Annotated in this window: 15 protein-coding genes; 8 read left to right on the forward strand and 7 right to left on the reverse strand. The window is 71.2% G+C overall.

The window, feature by feature from the left end; translation table 11 throughout:
• Nucleotides 1–24: 24 nt before the first annotated feature.
• Together N4P33_RS01340 and N4P33_RS01345 are read right to left on the reverse strand one after the other, a co-directional pair.
• A complete protein-coding gene (locus tag N4P33_RS01340; RefSeq protein ID WP_260824290.1) occupies nucleotides 25–1,170 on the reverse strand; it encodes a ferritin-like protein in 1,146 nt (381 codons plus the stop codon).
• A 20-nt stretch (nucleotides 1,171–1,190) separates the two neighbouring features.
• Nucleotides 1,191–1,997 (reverse strand): DJ-1/PfpI family protein, encoded by an 807-nt coding sequence (locus tag N4P33_RS01345; protein ID WP_260824291.1) that lies wholly within the window; start codon nucleotides 1,995–1,997, stop codon nucleotides 1,191–1,193.
• Between the two features lie 240 nt (nucleotides 1,998–2,237).
• Here N4P33_RS01345 and N4P33_RS01350 point away from each other — a divergent pair, with 240 nt between their 5' ends.
• From N4P33_RS01350 to N4P33_RS01375, 6 genes are all read left to right on the forward strand, one after another.
• Complete coding sequence (locus N4P33_RS01350; protein ID WP_260824292.1) at nucleotides 2,238–3,017, forward strand: cupin domain-containing protein; 780 nt, start codon at nucleotides 2,238–2,240, stop codon at nucleotides 3,015–3,017.
• Nucleotides 3,018–3,091: 74 nt separating this feature from the next.
• Nucleotides 3,092–3,649 (forward strand): type 1 glutamine amidotransferase domain-containing protein, encoded by a 558-nt coding sequence (locus N4P33_RS01355; RefSeq protein WP_260824293.1) that lies wholly within the window; start codon nucleotides 3,092–3,094, stop codon nucleotides 3,647–3,649.
• A gap of 145 nt (nucleotides 3,650–3,794) precedes the next feature.
• Nucleotides 3,795–4,526 (forward strand): HAD family hydrolase, encoded by a 732-nt coding sequence (locus tag N4P33_RS01360; RefSeq protein ID WP_260824294.1) that lies wholly within the window; start codon nucleotides 3,795–3,797, stop codon nucleotides 4,524–4,526.
• 15 nt (nucleotides 4,527–4,541) lie between these two features.
• Nucleotides 4,542–5,216 carry a type 1 glutamine amidotransferase domain-containing protein gene (locus N4P33_RS01365; protein ID WP_260824295.1) on the forward strand — a complete coding sequence of 225 codons (675 nt, stop codon included), beginning with the start codon at nucleotides 4,542–4,544 and terminating at the stop codon, nucleotides 5,214–5,216.
• A 194-nt stretch (nucleotides 5,217–5,410) separates the two neighbouring features.
• Nucleotides 5,411–6,328: a LysR family transcriptional regulator gene (locus N4P33_RS01370; RefSeq protein ID WP_260824296.1), complete on the forward strand. Its 918-nt coding sequence runs from the start codon at nucleotides 5,411–5,413 to the stop codon at nucleotides 6,326–6,328.
• A gap of 5 nt (nucleotides 6,329–6,333) precedes the next feature.
• A complete protein-coding gene (locus N4P33_RS01375) occupies nucleotides 6,334–7,011 on the forward strand; it encodes a TetR/AcrR family transcriptional regulator (protein ID WP_260824297.1) in 678 nt (225 codons plus the stop codon).
• Here N4P33_RS01375 and N4P33_RS01380 read toward each other — a convergent pair.
• Together N4P33_RS01380 and N4P33_RS01385 are read right to left on the reverse strand one after the other, a co-directional pair.
• On the reverse strand, nucleotides 6,993–7,835 hold the full coding sequence (locus N4P33_RS01380; RefSeq protein WP_260824298.1) for a MaoC/PaaZ C-terminal domain-containing protein: 843 nt from the start codon (nucleotides 7,833–7,835) through the stop codon (nucleotides 6,993–6,995). The genes N4P33_RS01375 and N4P33_RS01380 overlap by 19 nt on opposite strands.
• Nucleotides 7,836–7,849: 14 nt before the next feature.
• On the reverse strand, nucleotides 7,850–9,151 hold the full coding sequence (locus N4P33_RS01385) for a 3-oxoacyl-ACP reductase (protein ID WP_260824299.1): 1,302 nt from the start codon (nucleotides 9,149–9,151) through the stop codon (nucleotides 7,850–7,852).
• A gap of 99 nt (nucleotides 9,152–9,250) precedes the next feature.
• Between N4P33_RS01385 and N4P33_RS01390 the strand changes: the two genes are divergently transcribed.
• Nucleotides 9,251–10,537 carry an acetyl-CoA C-acetyltransferase gene (locus N4P33_RS01390; RefSeq protein ID WP_260824300.1) on the forward strand — a complete coding sequence of 429 codons (1,287 nt, stop codon included), beginning with the start codon at nucleotides 9,251–9,253 and terminating at the stop codon, nucleotides 10,535–10,537.
• Between the two features lie 259 nt (nucleotides 10,538–10,796).
• On the forward strand, nucleotides 10,797–12,713 hold the full coding sequence (locus tag N4P33_RS01395) for a long-chain fatty acid--CoA ligase (protein ID WP_260824301.1): 1,917 nt from the start codon (nucleotides 10,797–10,799) through the stop codon (nucleotides 12,711–12,713).
• Between the two features lie 9 nt (nucleotides 12,714–12,722).
• Here N4P33_RS01395 and N4P33_RS01400 read toward each other — a convergent pair whose 3' ends face one another.
• From N4P33_RS01400 to N4P33_RS01410, 3 genes are all read right to left on the reverse strand, one after another.
• Nucleotides 12,723–13,634, reverse strand: coding sequence for a LysR family transcriptional regulator (locus N4P33_RS01400; RefSeq protein WP_260824302.1), 912 nt, complete (start codon nucleotides 13,632–13,634; stop codon nucleotides 12,723–12,725).
• Nucleotides 13,635–13,805: 171 nt separating this feature from the next.
• Nucleotides 13,806–14,471 (reverse strand): class I SAM-dependent methyltransferase, encoded by a 666-nt coding sequence (locus tag N4P33_RS01405; RefSeq protein WP_260824303.1) that lies wholly within the window; start codon nucleotides 14,469–14,471, stop codon nucleotides 13,806–13,808.
• Between the two features lie 235 nt (nucleotides 14,472–14,706).
• Complete coding sequence (locus N4P33_RS01410; protein ID WP_260824304.1) at nucleotides 14,707–15,021, reverse strand: AzlD domain-containing protein; 315 nt, start codon at nucleotides 15,019–15,021, stop codon at nucleotides 14,707–14,709.
• Nucleotides 15,022–15,220 lie beyond the last annotated feature (199 nt).

The following is a 15,220-nucleotide window of genomic DNA, read 5'->3' on the forward strand; positions in this document are numbered from 1 at the left end:
TTCCGGCGATCGACCGTAGTGGCGTCAGACGCCGTTGGTGTTGATGAAGCGTGGGCCGTAGAAAACGGGCTGGTTCAGATCGGTGTAGCGGGCAAGGGTCGCGAACTCGTCCGGGTACAGGCTCTCGAGTGCCTGGACGGCGGCGCCCGGGACCTGGTGGCGCATGATGTTGAAGCAGGACCGGACACGCATCTGGTCCATCTGTGTCACCGCGGCCCCGAGCGAGGGCCACCAGGTCTCGACGGGTCCGTTCCACGCCCGGTCCAGGGCGTCCATCATCAGCGTGTACGCGTCGTCGAACCCCTCGAGTTCCTTGCGGACCTCGGCTGCGTCGGGGTCCAGGGTGAGAAGCCCGGCATAGCCGTCGGAGGGGACGGCGAGGGTGTTGATGACGACCGGCCAGACGATCTCCTCGCCCCGGAAGAAGTCCGGTTCGTTCTGCTGGTCGATCGAGGCTCCGTCGTCCGGGGCGAGGTAGCGGCGGCCGTAACGGAGTTCGGCGAAGCGGGCGTAGTGCGAGCCCTCCTTCTGGAAGTCGACGCCCGCTTCGACGGTTCCCTCGCCCTCGCCCTCGCCCTGTTCGGTGATGATGTCCAGGCCGTGATGGAACTTCTCCACCGGGTCGACGCCCTCCTCCGGGGCGAAGGTGAGATAGCCCAGGTTGCCGCCCACCTGGTTGGCCGGTCCACCGCATTCGACCGCGCGGCGTACGGCGTCCTTGTGGGAGTCGATGGCCTCCCGGACGGCGTCGTAGAAGGCGCCGATGGTCGGGTAGGGCGTGTTGCGCCGACGGGAGTTGAGCATGAACGCCGGTGCTTCCAGGCGCATGAAGTTCTCCAGCGAGCGCGGCGAGAGCTGGGCCAGGACGACCGGCAGGTCCGGGGCCACTCCGCCGGGCAGGCCCCGGGTCGCGTACTTCGGGGCGAGCGTGCGGATTCGGGGTCGGCCGCCGAGCGCGGCGACCATGTTGGCGGCGATGGCCATGTGGACCATCTCCTCCATGAGCACGCTGCGGATCGTGTTGTACGAGGGGTAGTTCTGCACCTCCAGCGAGTACATGGCCGCGCAGTACAGCGGCATCGTCGAGTGCTCCAGCGCCACGGCGGTCTGAAGCGCTCCGCGTATCCAGTCGACGTCCCGCAGCGCTACGGGTGTGACCTGGGCGGTCATGGGCGGCCTCCCGCGAACGGTCAGAGGCTGTCGTCGGCCTTGGCCGGGAACAGCATCGGCTGGAACAGATCCTGGAAAGAGGTCTCCAGTTCGGGGTGGTGGTAGAACTCCGGGCCCTGTTCCTCGAAGATCGCGTCGCCTATGCCGCCGTAGGTGTCGAACATCATCGCCACGATGGTGCCGACCTCGCGTCCGAAATAGTGGGCCACCAGGGCGACGGCGCCGCCGTTGATGCCGTAGGACCCGGTGAACGTCCAGATGCGGGAGGACGGGTTGGCCACCCACATGCGCCGGTTCTCGGGCACGTTGAAACCTTCCTCACGCATACCGCGGGCAATCGCGGATACGGAGGTGACCGCCTCGTCGTTGACGATGCCGGCGCGCACGATCGCACCGACGCCCGAGCAGTTCGCGGCGATGATCCTCCCGGCCTCGTGGTGCCTGCGGATCGCCTTGAGCACTCGCTCGTCGGAGAGGAGGGCGCCGGAGCCGACACCGCCGGGGACGTAGAAGATGTCGAACAGGTCGTCCTCGCCGAGCACCCCGTCCGGGACGACGTTGGTCCCCATCTGCATCTTGATCACACCTGGCTCGAGGGAGACCAGCCGCACGTCCAGGTCGCGGGGTGCGGCCTCCCGCTGCCAGGGCGCGATGGAGCCGTTCAGCACCATGGCGGTGCCCTTGAAGATCTCGGTCGGGGTCAGGCAGTCCTGCTCGGAGACGGACTCGTAGCCGAGGACGCCGATGGAGTCGATCTGCGTAGTGATCGTGCCCGGTACGGGCTGCGGCTCGGGCCGGCGTCCGCGCACAGGAGTAGGAGTGCTCACGGTGTGTCACCCTTCGCTTGAGTAAAAGCGGCTGAAGGCGTCCGGTCGTGGGACGGCCCGGTACCGACCCTCACACCGGCCGACACCTGGGTTCAAATAAGGACAAGAGCAGGGGGCCATCACCGTGCTGCGGTGCGCTCATGCCGTTATTCCTGACCGCGTCGTTCCTTATTTGGCTCCGCGTCAGCTCCTGCCTAGGTTCGTTGTCGGCCGGGGACACCAGGCCACGAAGGGGGATTCATGTCTGAGCTGACGCAAAGTCAGATCACCACGCACCAGCCGCAGCACGACTCCGTCATACGCATCGACCCAGGCCCGCGGGACTTCTCGAGCCTCAACGAAGTCGTCCGCAAGGGATCGAGGATCGGCAACGAGCGCTTGGACGGCGACGACCACCTCAACGAGGTCGTCCCCAAGCCGTGGGGGATGGAGTACCGCATCTACGTGGACGACTTCATCGACGTGTGGAATCTGAGGATCGAGCAGGGCCAGTCCACGTCGATGCATGTCCACCCCCGCAAACTCACCTATCTGCTGTGCCTCGCCGGACAGGGGGTCACGGACACGCTCACCCAGCAGTACCCCCTCGGCGCCGGCACGATTCTGCGTATCGGCGGTGGCGCCTTCCACGCCACCCGCAGCCTCGGCCCCGGGCCGCTGTGGCTGGTGGAGGTCGAAGCCCCGCGCAACAAGTTCGACCTCATCCGGCTGCGCGACAACTACGCTCGGGAGAACACCGCCTACGAGACCGACTACGCCGAGGCCCCGGACGTGCCGGCCCAGCCGGTGTCGTACCTGCCGCAGGCCCGGCTGCGGGAGAAGTCGCCCGGCGGCGAGTTCTCCTTCTCCGTCCGCGCAGGCATGGACGTCTTCTACCGGCGCCGGCGGCAGGACCTGTTCCACATCCCGCTCGGCCTGACCGGTGTCATCACCGGCGAAGTGGACATCCTCGCGCCCGCCCGGGGCGACAGCCGCCGCCCGGCACTCGACCAGTACTACCTCTCCCTCGCGCTCGCCTGACCGCCAGGGGTGTCCGCATCGCTCCGCACCGACCCGGAGCGACGTTTCGTACCGACCCAGAACGGAGCACACCCATGCCCAGCGCCGTGATCATCACCGGCCCCGGCTTCCAGGACCACGACGTCGTCTACACCTACTACCGGCTCCTGGAGGAGGGCTGGCACGTGGACGTCGCCACCAGGAACGGTGCCGACGTCATCGGCAAGTACGGTGTCCCGCTGCCGATGGACAAGACCGCCAAGCCCCTGGTCGCCTTCGACCAGCTCGATGCCGCCGCCTACGACGCGGTGATCCTCACCGGCGGTCATGAAGCCCCCGACCGCGTCCGGCAGGACGCGCACGTCCTCGACTTCGTGCGTGCCATGGACCGGGAGGAGAAGGTCGTGGCCGGCCTGTGCCACGGTCCGTGGATCATGGTATCGGCAGGGGTGCTCAAGGGCCGCACCGCCTGCGCCTACATCGGCCTGCGCGACGATGTCGTCAACGCCGGGGCGAACGTCGTGGACTCCGACGTGATCGTGGACGGCCACATCATCACCTGCTCCTACTACGCCTACGTCGGCCGCTTCATGCGCGCCGTGTTCGACACCGTCGCCGAGAAGGCCGGACAGACCAGGTCGGCAGCGGCCTGACACCGGACCCCGGGACACCTGCACGCGAAGGAACCGGGGAATCGCTGCCACCACCTGGGCGCGGGGCGCCGGGAGGCGTACTCCCCCGGCCGCACCATCCCGGCGCCCCGCCCGTCCGCCCACGTCCGTCACTCGGGGGAGCCTCGTGCTGATACTCGACTTCGACGGCGTCATCGCCGACGCCTTCCATGAATGCGCCATCGTCACCTACCACGCCGACCAGGATCCCCAGCAGGTCGCCGGCACGTCCCTCACGGAGCTGGCCGCGGCACTGCCACAGGGCTTTCTCGACCGCTTCCGCGTGGTGCGCAAGTACGCCCGTGTCCTGGGGGACTTCATGGTCGCCCGCGACCCGCGGGCCGCCTCCCTCTCGGGTGTCGTCGACTACGAAGCCCTGCTCGCCCGCATCCCGCCCGAGCGTCTGACCGCCCTCACCGAGGGCGCCACTGCCGTCCGCGCCGCCCTGCGCGCGGCCCAGGCACCCCGGTGGAGGGCGATGCACACCCTCTACCCCGGCATCCGGGACCTGCTGGAACGCCACCAGGGGCGCGGCACCTCGATCGTCACCGCCAAGGACGCCGACTCGGTGTGGGAGATCCTCGAGCATCATCGCCTCCGATCCACCGTCGTAGAGGTGATCGGCGAATGTTCCGACAAGCGGTCCGCCGTCCTGGACCTCGCCGCCGCCGACGGCATCCCCGCCGAGGCCGTCACCTTCATCGACGACCACATCACCAACGCCCTCGCCGTGCGGGACACCGGCGCGCGCTCCTTGTGGGCCTGGTGGGGCTATCACACCCCGGACCACATCGACCTGGCGGTACAGCGCCGCCAGCGCCGCATCTACCTGCCCGAACTGGCCACTCTCACGGCCTGAACCGAAAGGACCCCCGTGCCGAAGGTACTCTTCGCTCTCACCTCCAACGACCGGCTCGGCAACACCGGCCGCAAGACAGGCTTCTACGTCCCCGAAGTCGCCGACCCCGCCCGGGTCTTCCAGCAGGCCGGCTGGGACATCGCGTTCGTCTCCGTCGAGGGCGGCACCCCGCCGAAGGACGGCGTGAAGGAAGGCGACACCGTGTCCGCCGACTTCCTCGCCGAGTACGCCGACGCCCTCGCCGCCACGCCTACGGCCCAGGAGCTGCGGGCCCAGGACTACGACGCCATCTACTACGCCGGCGGCCACGGCACCATGTGGGACTTCCCGCACGCCGCCGACCTCGCGCGGCTGGCCGAGGCGATCTACCAGCGCGGCGGTGTCGTCGCCGCCGTCTGCCACGGCCCCGCGGGGCTGCTGCCGCTCACCCTGCCCGACGGCCGGCCGCTGGTCGACGGCAAGCAGGTGTCCGCCTTCACGAACGAGGAGGAGGCTGCAGTGGGCCTCAGTGACGTCGTCCCCTTTGCACTCGAAACCGCACTGATCGACAAGGGGGCAAAGATCACCAAGGCCGGCAACTTCGCGGAGCACGCCGTGGCCGACGGCCGACTGGTCACCGGTCAGAACCCGGCGTCCGCTGCCAGGGTCGCAGAGCTGACAATCAGCCAGTTCTCGGAACTCTCAAACTGAGCTCCGAAACACGTCGATAAGATCGGATACGGCGGGTGGACGTGAGGCGCAGGACCGGGCACCCACGGCACCCGCCGGTATCCAGTGGTGCTTCTGTAATGTCAGCAGTAAACGGGGACAGTGTGGACCACGCTGCCAGGCGCGCCACGTCCTCTGCCGGCTACGGGGGGCCGGTCGATATGCAATTGGGATGGTTGCACACGTTCATCACCGTCTATCACAAGGGATCGTTCACCAAAGCCGCCGCGCACCTGGGCATCACCCAGCCCGCCGTCACCCAGCAGATCCGCGGGCTCGAAGCAGAGCTGGGCAAGGCACTCTTCGACCGCACACCGCAGGGAGCCGTTCCGACACCGGAGGCAGAGGCTCTCGCGCACGACATCGAAGGCCCCATCACCGGGCTGACCGCCGCCATCAACCGGCACTTCGACACCTCACCGTCGAACCGTCCGATACGCCTGGGCGGACCCGCGGACCTGATCGCCGCGCGCGTCCTGCCCTCGCTGGGACGCCTCATCGCCGGCGGACTCGATTTACGGATCACGCTCGGGGAGTCCGACGGACTCCTCGACGACCTCAAAGCCGGTCACCTCGACCTGGTGATCTCCACCATCCAGCCACGCAGCCGGGGGCTGGCCGGTACAGCACTCACCGACGAGGAGTTCGCCCTCGTCGCCTCACCCGAGGTCGCGGACAGCCTCCCGCCCGGAAGTCTCACCACGGAGGGGGGCCGCACCCTGGCGAAACTACCGATGATCTCGTACGCGGAGAGCCTGCCGATCATCCGCCGGTACTGGGACATCGTCTTCGACGGCCCGCCACCCGGGCCTCCGGCCGTGGTCGTGCCCGACCTCCGTGGCGCCATCTCCGCCGTGGTGGCGGGCGCGGGAATCTCCGTCGTGCCCACCTACCTGTGCTCTGAGGAGATCGCAAACGGACAGTTGGTGATGTTGCTGGAACCGGACATCCCTCCGATCAACACCTTTCACCTGGCCGTCCGCTCGGGAACCCTCAGCGACACACGCCTCTCCCGGCTTCACGCCCACCTGGTCGCTGAAGCGCGTCATTGGACTTCCGGACGCTCGGATCGGTCTTCCCGCCCCGTACGCTAACGGGCATGCCTGCCGTGAAGACCAAGCGGATGCCGCGTGCGGTGCGGGAGCAGCAGATGCTGGATGCCGCCGTACAGACCTTCGGACAGCGGGGGTACATGGCCGCGTCGATGGACGAGATCGCCGAACTGGCGGGTGTGTCCAAGCCGTTGGTCTATCTGTATCTGAACTCGAAGGACGACCTGTTCAGCGCGTGCATCCGGCGGGAGGCGAAGGCGCTCACCGAGGCCGTGCGGGCCGGGGCCCGGCCGGAGCTGCCCGCCGACCGGCAGCTCTGGGCCGGGCTGACCGCGTTCTTCACGCACACCGCCCGTCATCCGGACGGCTGGGCCGTGCTGCATCTGCAGGCCCGCACCCACGGCGAGGTCTTCGCCGGTGAGGTCGCGGCGATGCGCGCGGAGATCGTGGCGTTCGTGACCCAGCTCATCCTCGCCACCGCGCGTGATGCCCACCGTGACCCCGATCTGCCCGCGGCCGAGGTCTCCGGTCTCGCCGAAGCGCTCGTCGGCGCCGCCGAGTCACTGGCCGACTGGGCCAACTCCACCCCGGGCGTCACCGCCCGCCAGGCCGCGGCCACGCTGATGAACTTCGCCTGGGCGGGGCTCGGCGATCTCATGGCCGGGCGCCGGTGGACGCCTCCGGAGGACGACGAGGACCCCGCCGGTCAGGGCGCGCCGACCTGACCGGTCACGTGCAGCCGTTCGCCGGTCCCGCGAAGCTCGAAACGGCCGTCCTGTGCCCCGTAGCTCACCGTGCCGGGCAGCAGGAGCGGCGCCTTGAAGTCGGCTCGGACCGTCGCCCGCTCCGGCACCCCGTGCTCGGCCAGGCAGCGGGCCACCGTCCACATGCCGTGCGCGATGGCGCGCGGGAAGCCGAAGAGGCGGGCGGTGAGCGGGTGCAGATGGATCGGGTTGCGGTCGCCGGACGCGGCGCCGTAGCGGCGGCCCAGGTCGGCGGGCAGGCGCCATTCGGTGAGGGTGGGGAGGGGGGCCGGGGGTTCCGTGGTGCGTGGCTCGGACGAGGGCGTCGCGGTGCGGTGGCGGGCCAGGTACGTGCTGCTCGATTCCCAGGCGAGGGTGTTGCCGGTACGCAGTTCGGTGACCACGGTGGCTTCCGTGCCGCGTCGGTGGGGCGCCAAGTGGTCGACGTACACGGTGAGTTCGTACTGTCCCGTCGCCGGGAGCGTGCGGTGGCGGGTGAGGGCGATCGACGTGTGGACCAGGCCCAGCAGCGGCAGCGGGAACGCGCGGTCGCTCATCAGGCGCATCGCCAGCGGGAAGCCCAGCACATGCGGATACGTCACCGGCAGCGCGTCCTCGCCGGTGGAGAAGCCGCACACCCTCTCGTACGTCGCCAGTCGGGCCAGGTCGACGCGCCCGTCCGGGAGGACGAGGCGGGTGTGCGGGAACTCGGCGTCGGGGCTGGGGCGTTTGAGGGGGGAGAGGGCGGCGCCCCGCGCGAGGTGGCGTGCGAGGGAAGGGGGTCTGGTGAGGACAGTGGTGTCCATGGTGGTCACGGTGGTCACGCTCCCAGCAGGCTCTGGCCGCAGACCCGTACGACCTGGCCGTTGACCGCGCCGGAGGCCGGGTGGGCGAGCCAGGCCGTGGTCTCGGCGACGTCCACCGGCAGTCCGCCCTGTGCCAGGGAGTTCATACGGCGGCCCGCCTCGCGGATGAACAGCGGGACCGCCGCCGTCATCTTCGTCTCGATGAAGCCCGGCGCCACCGCGTTCACCGTGACCCCGTGGTCGGCGAGCGCGCGGGGTGCCAGGGAGCGGACCAGGCCGGTGATGCCCGCCTTGCTCGCGCCGTAGTTGGTCTGGCCGGCGTTTCCGGCGATGCCCGCGATGGAGGCCGTGGCGACGATACGGCCGCCACGCCTCAGGGTCCCGGCGGCCAGGAGGGCGTCCGTGGTGCGCAGGACGCTCGCCAGGTTCACCTCCAGGACCGAAGTCCAGCGGTCGGCGGGCATGTTGACCAGGCGCCGGTCGCGGGTGATGCCCGCGTTGTGGATGAGGATGTCGAGCCCCTCGGGAAGGGCTTCGGCGATACGCGTTCCGGCGTCGGCGGCGGTGATGTCGAGGGGGAGGGCCGTGCCGCCGAGGCGTTCGGCGACGCGGCGGGCGTCCGCCTCGGCCTGGGGTACGTCGAGGACGACGACCTCGGCGCCGTGGCGGGCCAGCGTCTCGGCGACCGCCTCGCCGATGCCGCGCGCGGCGCCGGTGATCAGCGCGGTGCGTCCGGCGAGCGGGCGGGTCCAGTCGGCGGGGGCGGTGACCTGCTGGGCGCCGACCTCGATCACCTGGCCGCTGACGTAGGCGGACCCGGGGGAGAGCAGGAAGCGGAGCGTGGACCCGGCGGCGGGGGCGTCGGTGAGGCGGACCAGGTTGACGGTCCTGCCCCGGCCGATCTCCTTGCCGAGGGAGCGGGTGAAGCCCTCCAGCGCCTGCTGGGCGGCGGCCTGGTGGTGGTCGGCGGGGTCGAGCGGGGCGCCGAGGACGACGATCCTGCCGCTCGCGGCGACCGAGCGGACGACGGGGTGCAGGGCCGCGTGGACGTCGGTGAGGCCCTCCACGTCGCGGATCCCGGTGGCGTCCAGGACGACCGCCGCGGGGTGGCCGTCGTCGCTGGGCAGACCCGTGCGGGCGAGGACCGGCGCGAGGTCCAGGTCGGACTTGCCCGCGGTGAGGTGGAGCAGGCCGCCGTCCAGGTCCGGCCGCTCGGGTGACCAGCGCTTCAGCGCCGCGGGCTGGGGCAGGCCCAGGCGGCGGGTGAGGAAGCGGCCGGGCGCGGTGCCGGTGAAGCTCAGATAGCGGTCGGCCATGTGCGACTCCCAGCAGGGTGTGAAGGGCTCACTTCTGTGCTTACTCTGGAGTAAGGTTACCGGAGGTAAGCCTATGTCACCGGTGAGGAGCAGGTCGAGATGAGCCCCCTGGAACCGACGGCCGTGCGACGCGTCGCGATCATCGGCGGCAGCCGCATCCCCTTCGCCCGCTCCGACGGCCCGTACGCCACCGCCTCCAACCAGGAGATGCTCACCGCCGCGCTGGACGGCCTCGTCGAACGGTACGGGCTGCAAACCCCCGGCGCGGTGGGCGAGTTCGTCGCCGGGGCCGTGCTCAAGCACAGCCGGGACTTCAACCTCGCCCGGGAGACCGTCCTCGGCTCCGCGCTGGACGCCCGCACGCCCGCGTACGACATCCAGCAGGCCTGCGGCACCGGGCTGCAGGCCGTCATCGCCGCCGCCAACAAGATCGCCCTCGGGCAGACCGAGTCCGCGATCGCGGGCGGCGCGGACACCGCCAGCGACGCGCCCCTCGGGCTCAACGACAGCCTGCGCAAGGTGCTGCTGGAGGCGCGGCGGGCCACGTCGCTCGGGGCGCGGGTGAAGGCTCTGGCGAAGGTGCGGCCGGGGCACCTCGTGCCCGACATCCCGCGCAACGCCGAACCGCGGACGGGCCTGTCCATGGGCGAGCACGCGGCCGTCACCGCCCGCGCCTGGGGCATCTCCCGCGAGGCCCAGGACGAACTGGCGGCCACCAGTCACCAGCGGCTGGCGGCGGCGTACGAACGCGGCTTCTTCCGGGACCTGGTGGTGCCGTTCCGGGGGCTGGCCCGGGACCAGAATCTGCGGCCGGGTTCGACCGTGGAGAAACTCGCCGCGCTGAAGCCGGTGTTCGGCCTCGACGGCCCCGAACCGACCATGACGGCGGGCAATTCGACGCCGCTCACGGACGGTGCCGCCGTGGTGCTGCTGGCGAGCGAGGAGTGGGCCGAGGAGCGGGGCCTGGAGCCGCTGGCCCACCTCACCGCGTACGAGACCGCCGCCGTGGACTTCGTGGCGGGCGATGTCGCCGGCGGCGAGGACGGGCTGCTGATGGCACCGGCGTACGCGGTGCCGCGCATGCTGGAGCGCGCCGGGCTCGGCATCGAGGACTTCGATCTGATCGAGGTGCACGAGGCCTTCGCCTCGCAGGTGCTCGCCACCCTGGCCGCCTGGGAGAAGCGGGGGCTGGCGCCCGTGGACCGCGCGCGGCTGAACGTGGCCGGGTCCTCGCTGGCGACCGGGCATCCCTTCGCCGCGACCGGCGCCCGGATCGTCGCCACCCTGGCGAAGCTGCTCGCCGAACGGGACGCGCCCGCACGGGGGCTCATCTCCGTGTGCGCGGCGGGCGGTCAGGGGGTGACGGCGATTCTCGAGCGCGCGTGAGGAGCCGCGCCCCGCACCCCTGAGCGGACCCGATGTCCGCACAGAAGCTGAGTGGCCCTCACATAACCGCCGACGTTGCACACGCCCGGCTCCGGACCATCCCCGGACCCGCACAAACCCCCCATGTGAGGGCCGTACGATCCCCAGACCGAACCGGCGGTAACCCCTTTCCCCAGGGTGCCGTCCGTGAGTGCCTCCCGCCGCGAGGCCCGTACCTCGAGGCAGCAGGCCCACCACTGCACGCCCCAGGAGCCGCCCCGTGTCCCCTGCGTATTCCTCCGCCACCGGTGACGAGTACGGCGCCCCCGTGCTGGTCGAACCCGAGCTCCGGCGGCTGGACGGCGCCGTGCGGGAAGCCGCCGTACCGCCGCTGGCCAGGCCGGTGCGGCACGGCTCGCTCGCCGACCTGCCCTTCGACAACGCGCACGCCGCCCCGCACTCCGTGGTCCTCAGCCGCAGGACGGCAGGTGGCGGCTGGGCCGATGTGACGGCCGCGGAGTTCGCCGAGCAGGTGCAGTCGGTCGCCAAGGGACTCATCGCCGAGGGGCTGATGCCGGGCGACCGGATCGCCGTCATGGCCCGCACGATCTACGAGTGGACCCTGATCGACTTCGCCGCGTGGGCGGCCGGACTGGTCACCGTCCCCATCTACCCGACCTCCTCCGTCTACCAGGCCTGCTGGATCCTGCACGACTCCGGCGCGGTCGCCCTGATCACGGAGACCGCGGGGCAGGCCGCCGCCCTCGGCCCCGAGCTGGGGCGGCTGCCCGACCTCAGACATGTGTGGGTCGTGGAGAAGGAGCACGTCGAGCGGCTGGCGGAAGCGGGCGCGCCCGTCCCCGACGCGGAGGTGGAGGTACGCCGGGGCATGCTGGTCCCCGACACCCTCGCCACCCTGATCTACACCTCCGGCACCACCGGCCGCCCCAAGGGCTGCGCCCTCACCCACGGCAACTTCTTCGCCGAGGTCGACAACGCGATCGAGCTGCTCTACCCGATCTTCAAGGCACGGACGAGTGAAGAGGCCTCCGTCCTCCTCTTCCTGCCGATGTCCCACGTCTTCGGGCGGATGGTCGCCGTCGCCTGCGTACGGGCCCGGGTACGGCTCGGGCACGCGCCCAGCCTCAAGGCGGAGGACCTGCTGCCCGACCTGGCGAGCTTCCGGCCCACCTGTCTGCTGACCATCCCCTACATGCTGGAGAAGGTCTTCAACAGCGCCCGCGCCAAGGCGGAGGCGGGCGGCCGGGCCGCCACCTTCGACCGCGCGGCGGCGGTGGCCCGACGGTACGGCGAGGCCCTGGAGGCCAGGCAGACCGGCGCCGGGCCCGGACCCAGTCGCTCACTGAAGGCGGCCCGCGCGCTGTACGACCCGCTGGTCTACCGCCGGATCCGCAACGCCATGGGCGGCCGCGTCCGCTACGCCATCTGCGGCGGCTCCCCGCTCGGGCGCCGGCTCGCCGCGTTCTTCGCCGGCGCCGGCATCGAGGTCTTCGAGGGCTACGGCCTGACCGAGACGACCGGCGCGTCCACCGTCACGCCGCCGCTCAAGCCCAAGCTCGGCACGGTGGGCTGGCCCCTGCCCGGCACGCGGGTGCGCATCGCGGCCGACGGGGAGATCCTGCTCTCCGGCGAGCAGGTGCTGCGCGGCTACTGGGATCCGGCGGCCGGCGGTGTCGTCCCCGCCACCCGTGACGGCTGGCTCGCGACCGGCGACATCGGCGAGCTGGACGACGAGGGGTATCTGACCATCACCGGCCGCAAGAAGGAGATGCTGATCACGGCGGGCGGCAAGAGCGTCGCCCCGGCCCCGCTGGAGAACTGGCTGCGCTCCCACCCCCTGATCTCGCAGTGCATGCTCGTGGGCGACGGCCGCCCCTACGTCTCGGCGCTGATCACCCTCGACCCCGACGGCATCACGCACTGGCGCCGCATGAACGGCAAGCACCCCGTCCCACCGGAACTCCTCACCGACGACGAGGAGTTGCAGGCGATCCTGCAACGCGCCCTGGACGAGGCGAACAAGACGCTCTCCCGCCCGGAGTCCATCCGCCGCTTCATGATCCTGCCGGTGGACTTCACGGAGGAGGCGGGGCATCTGACGCCGTCGATGAAGCTGCGGCGGGATGTGATCCTGAAGGACTTCGCGGCGGAGGTGGAGGCGTTGTACGGGGGGTAGGGCGCCCGATCAGGAGAGGGCCGTCGGGGCGTTGCGGCGGCAGCTGGTGACGACCGAGTCGGCGAAGGTGCGTGCCAAGGGGCTGAGGGCGTCCCAGCGGCGGACCGCCCAGCCCACCGACAGCGGGCGCAGGGCGCGGATCGGGACCAGGCGCAGAGGGCCCTGGTCGCCCGGTACGGAATGCCCCGGCAGCGCGGGCACCACCGCCCGGCCCAGCCCCAACTCGGCCAGCAGCAGCGCGGTGTCCCAGTCCGCGACGCTCGTGTCGAAGCTGAACCGGACCCCGGCCTCCGCGCAGGCGGCGTCCAGGTGGGCGGCGGACGTGGAGTTGGGCGGCAGCCGGATCAGGCGCAGGCCGCGCAGCTCACCCGGCTCGACGTGCGGGCGCGCGGCCAGCGGATCGTCCGCCCGCACCGCCAGCACCCACGGCAGGTCCAGCACCGGCCGCTGCTCGATGCCCCGCACGGGCCCGCCCAGGGTGATCCACGCGAGGTCGAGCCCGCTGTCGGCCAGCGCGTCGAAACAGCCCCGGCTGGAGCTCTCCGTACGGAACTCCAGACTGACGTCGGGATGACGCTGCCGGAAGGCGACCACCGCCTCCGACATGAAGTGCCGTACGGTCGTCGCGCCCGTGGCGACCCGCACGGAACCGCTCTCGCCGTCGGCCATCTCCCGCAGCCGGCGCAGGGCCAGATCGAGACCGCCGATGCCCTCGGCGGCGGCGGCTTCCAGCAGCCGGCCGGCCTGTGTCGGTACGACCCCGCGCGGCTGCCGCTCCAGCAGGCTGACCCCGGTCTCCCGCTCCAGCCGCTTCACATGCTGGCTCACCGCCGACTGCGTACACGCCAGATCACGGGCCACCGCACTGAGGCTGCCGGCCCGGCACACGGCCACAAACACCCGTAGGTCGTCCAGGGTCACAACACTCAAGCTAACACTTGGGTGTTGAGCACAGAATCCAAGGATTGACTGTGCTCGCGGCATCGAGGACGATCTCCACAGGGCCCAGGGCGGCAACCCGCTCGCTCCCTCGCCGAGGTCCGGACCATGAGCGAGGGTGGCGGAGCGGGTGCCGACCCACCCCCCGTGCACTCAGGCGGACTTGCGGACGATGAGGTACGCCTGCGGGGCCGACTCGCCGAGCCGCTCGTCCCGCGCACGCACCGAGTTCAGTACGAGCGTGAGCCCGGCCGCCTCCAGCAGCGCGGCCATCCGTTCCGGGCGGCGTCGCTGGAAGTCCAGGGTGACCGGGTGGCCGAAGGGACGCTCGAGCCGGAGGGGCTCGTCCCCGGCCTGGAAGGCGAGCAGGAGGTGTCCGCCCGGCTTGAGGACCCGGCGGAACTCCGTGAAGAGCGCCGGAAGTTCGTCCTCCGGGGTGTGGATCGTCGAGTACAGGGAGACCACGCCGTCAAGCGTTCCGTCCGGCAGGTCCAGCTCCCGCATGGAGCCCTGCTCGAAGCGCAGGCCCGGGTTCTCGCGCCGGGCGATGGCGAGCATGCTGTCCGACAGGTCGAGGCCGAAGACGTCGAGACCGAGGGAGGCGAGCCGCGCCGTACCCCGCCCCGGCCCGCACCCGAGGTCGGCCACCCGTCCGCCCGCCCCGACGAGCTCCGCGAACCCGGCGATCAGCGCCCGGTCCAAGGGCCGGCCGTCGAGATCGTCCCGGAAGTGGGTGGCGTAGTCCTCGGCGATGGCGTCGTAGAAGGCGCGGGTGGTGTGGAGGTGGTGGGCGCTGGTGCCGGCCTGAGCATCGGTCATGGGTGCGGAGGCTACCGGCAGGCACTGACACCCGGTTGTCGTGACGGTGACGGCTCGTCCCTGGCCGGGGCAGGCGGGGGAGTGCCACCGCCCGCTCCTCCCGGCCCCGGTCTGGAACGCCGCCCGCTCCTCCCGGCCCAGGTCATGGAACGCCGCCCGCTCCTGCCGGCCGGTCAGGGAGCCCCGCTCCTCCCGGCCCCGGTCATGGACGGCCGCCCGCTCCCCCCCCGGCCGGTCAGGGAACCCCCGCCGCCCGCAGGATCGCCGCTGTCGCCGCGGCGCCCACGACGACCACCGCGAACGGCGCGCGGCGCCACGCCAGCACTCCTCCCACCAGGACCCCGGCCGGTCGCGCCCACCCGGCGAAGCCGCCGCCCTCGGTGAGGGCACCCGTCGCGAGGAGGGCCACCAGCAGGACCACCGCACCGGCGGACAGCAACTCCTGCACCCGAGCCGGCAGTTCCACCCGCCCGTGCAGCACGGGCCCGACCAGCCGGAAGGCATACGTCCCGACCGCCAACGCCAGAATGACGGCGACCGTCCCGCTCACGGGGATCGCCTCCTGCCGCAGTACTGCGCCGTGACCACCGTCGCTGTCCCGCTCACACCGATCGCCTCTCGCTGCCGTACTGCGCCGTGACCACCGTCGCCGTCCCGCTCACACCGATCGCCTCTCGCTGCCGTACTGCGCCGTGACCACCGTCGCCGTCCCCCTCACGCCGACCGCCCCCCACCGCCGCACCGTGCCG

The organism is Streptomyces sp. 15-116A (genome assembly GCF_025290915.1).
Taxonomy (GTDB): domain Bacteria; phylum Actinomycetota; class Actinomycetes; order Streptomycetales; family Streptomycetaceae; genus Streptomyces.

Coding starts and splice junctions, on each gene's coding strand:
- N4P33_RS01340 (WP_260824290.1), bottom strand. CDS start 1,170: ATGACCGCCCAGGTCACACCCGTAGCGCTGCGGGACGTCGACTGGATA.
- N4P33_RS01350 (WP_260824292.1), top strand. CDS start 2,238: ATGTCTGAGCTGACGCAAAGTCAGATCACCACGCACCAGCCGCAGCAC.
- N4P33_RS01355 (WP_260824293.1), top strand. CDS start 3,092: ATGCCCAGCGCCGTGATCATCACCGGCCCCGGCTTCCAGGACCACGAC.
- N4P33_RS01375 (WP_260824297.1), top strand. CDS start 6,334: ATGCCTGCCGTGAAGACCAAGCGGATGCCGCGTGCGGTGCGGGAGCAG.
- N4P33_RS01380 (WP_260824298.1), bottom strand. CDS start 7,835: ATGGACACCACTGTCCTCACCAGACCCCCTTCCCTCGCACGCCACCTC.
- N4P33_RS01385 (WP_260824299.1), bottom strand. CDS start 9,151: ATGGCCGACCGCTATCTGAGCTTCACCGGCACCGCGCCCGGCCGCTTC.
- N4P33_RS01390 (WP_260824300.1), top strand. CDS start 9,251: ATGAGCCCCCTGGAACCGACGGCCGTGCGACGCGTCGCGATCATCGGC.
- N4P33_RS01405 (WP_260824303.1), bottom strand. CDS start 14,471: ATGACCGATGCTCAGGCCGGCACCAGCGCCCACCACCTCCACACCACC.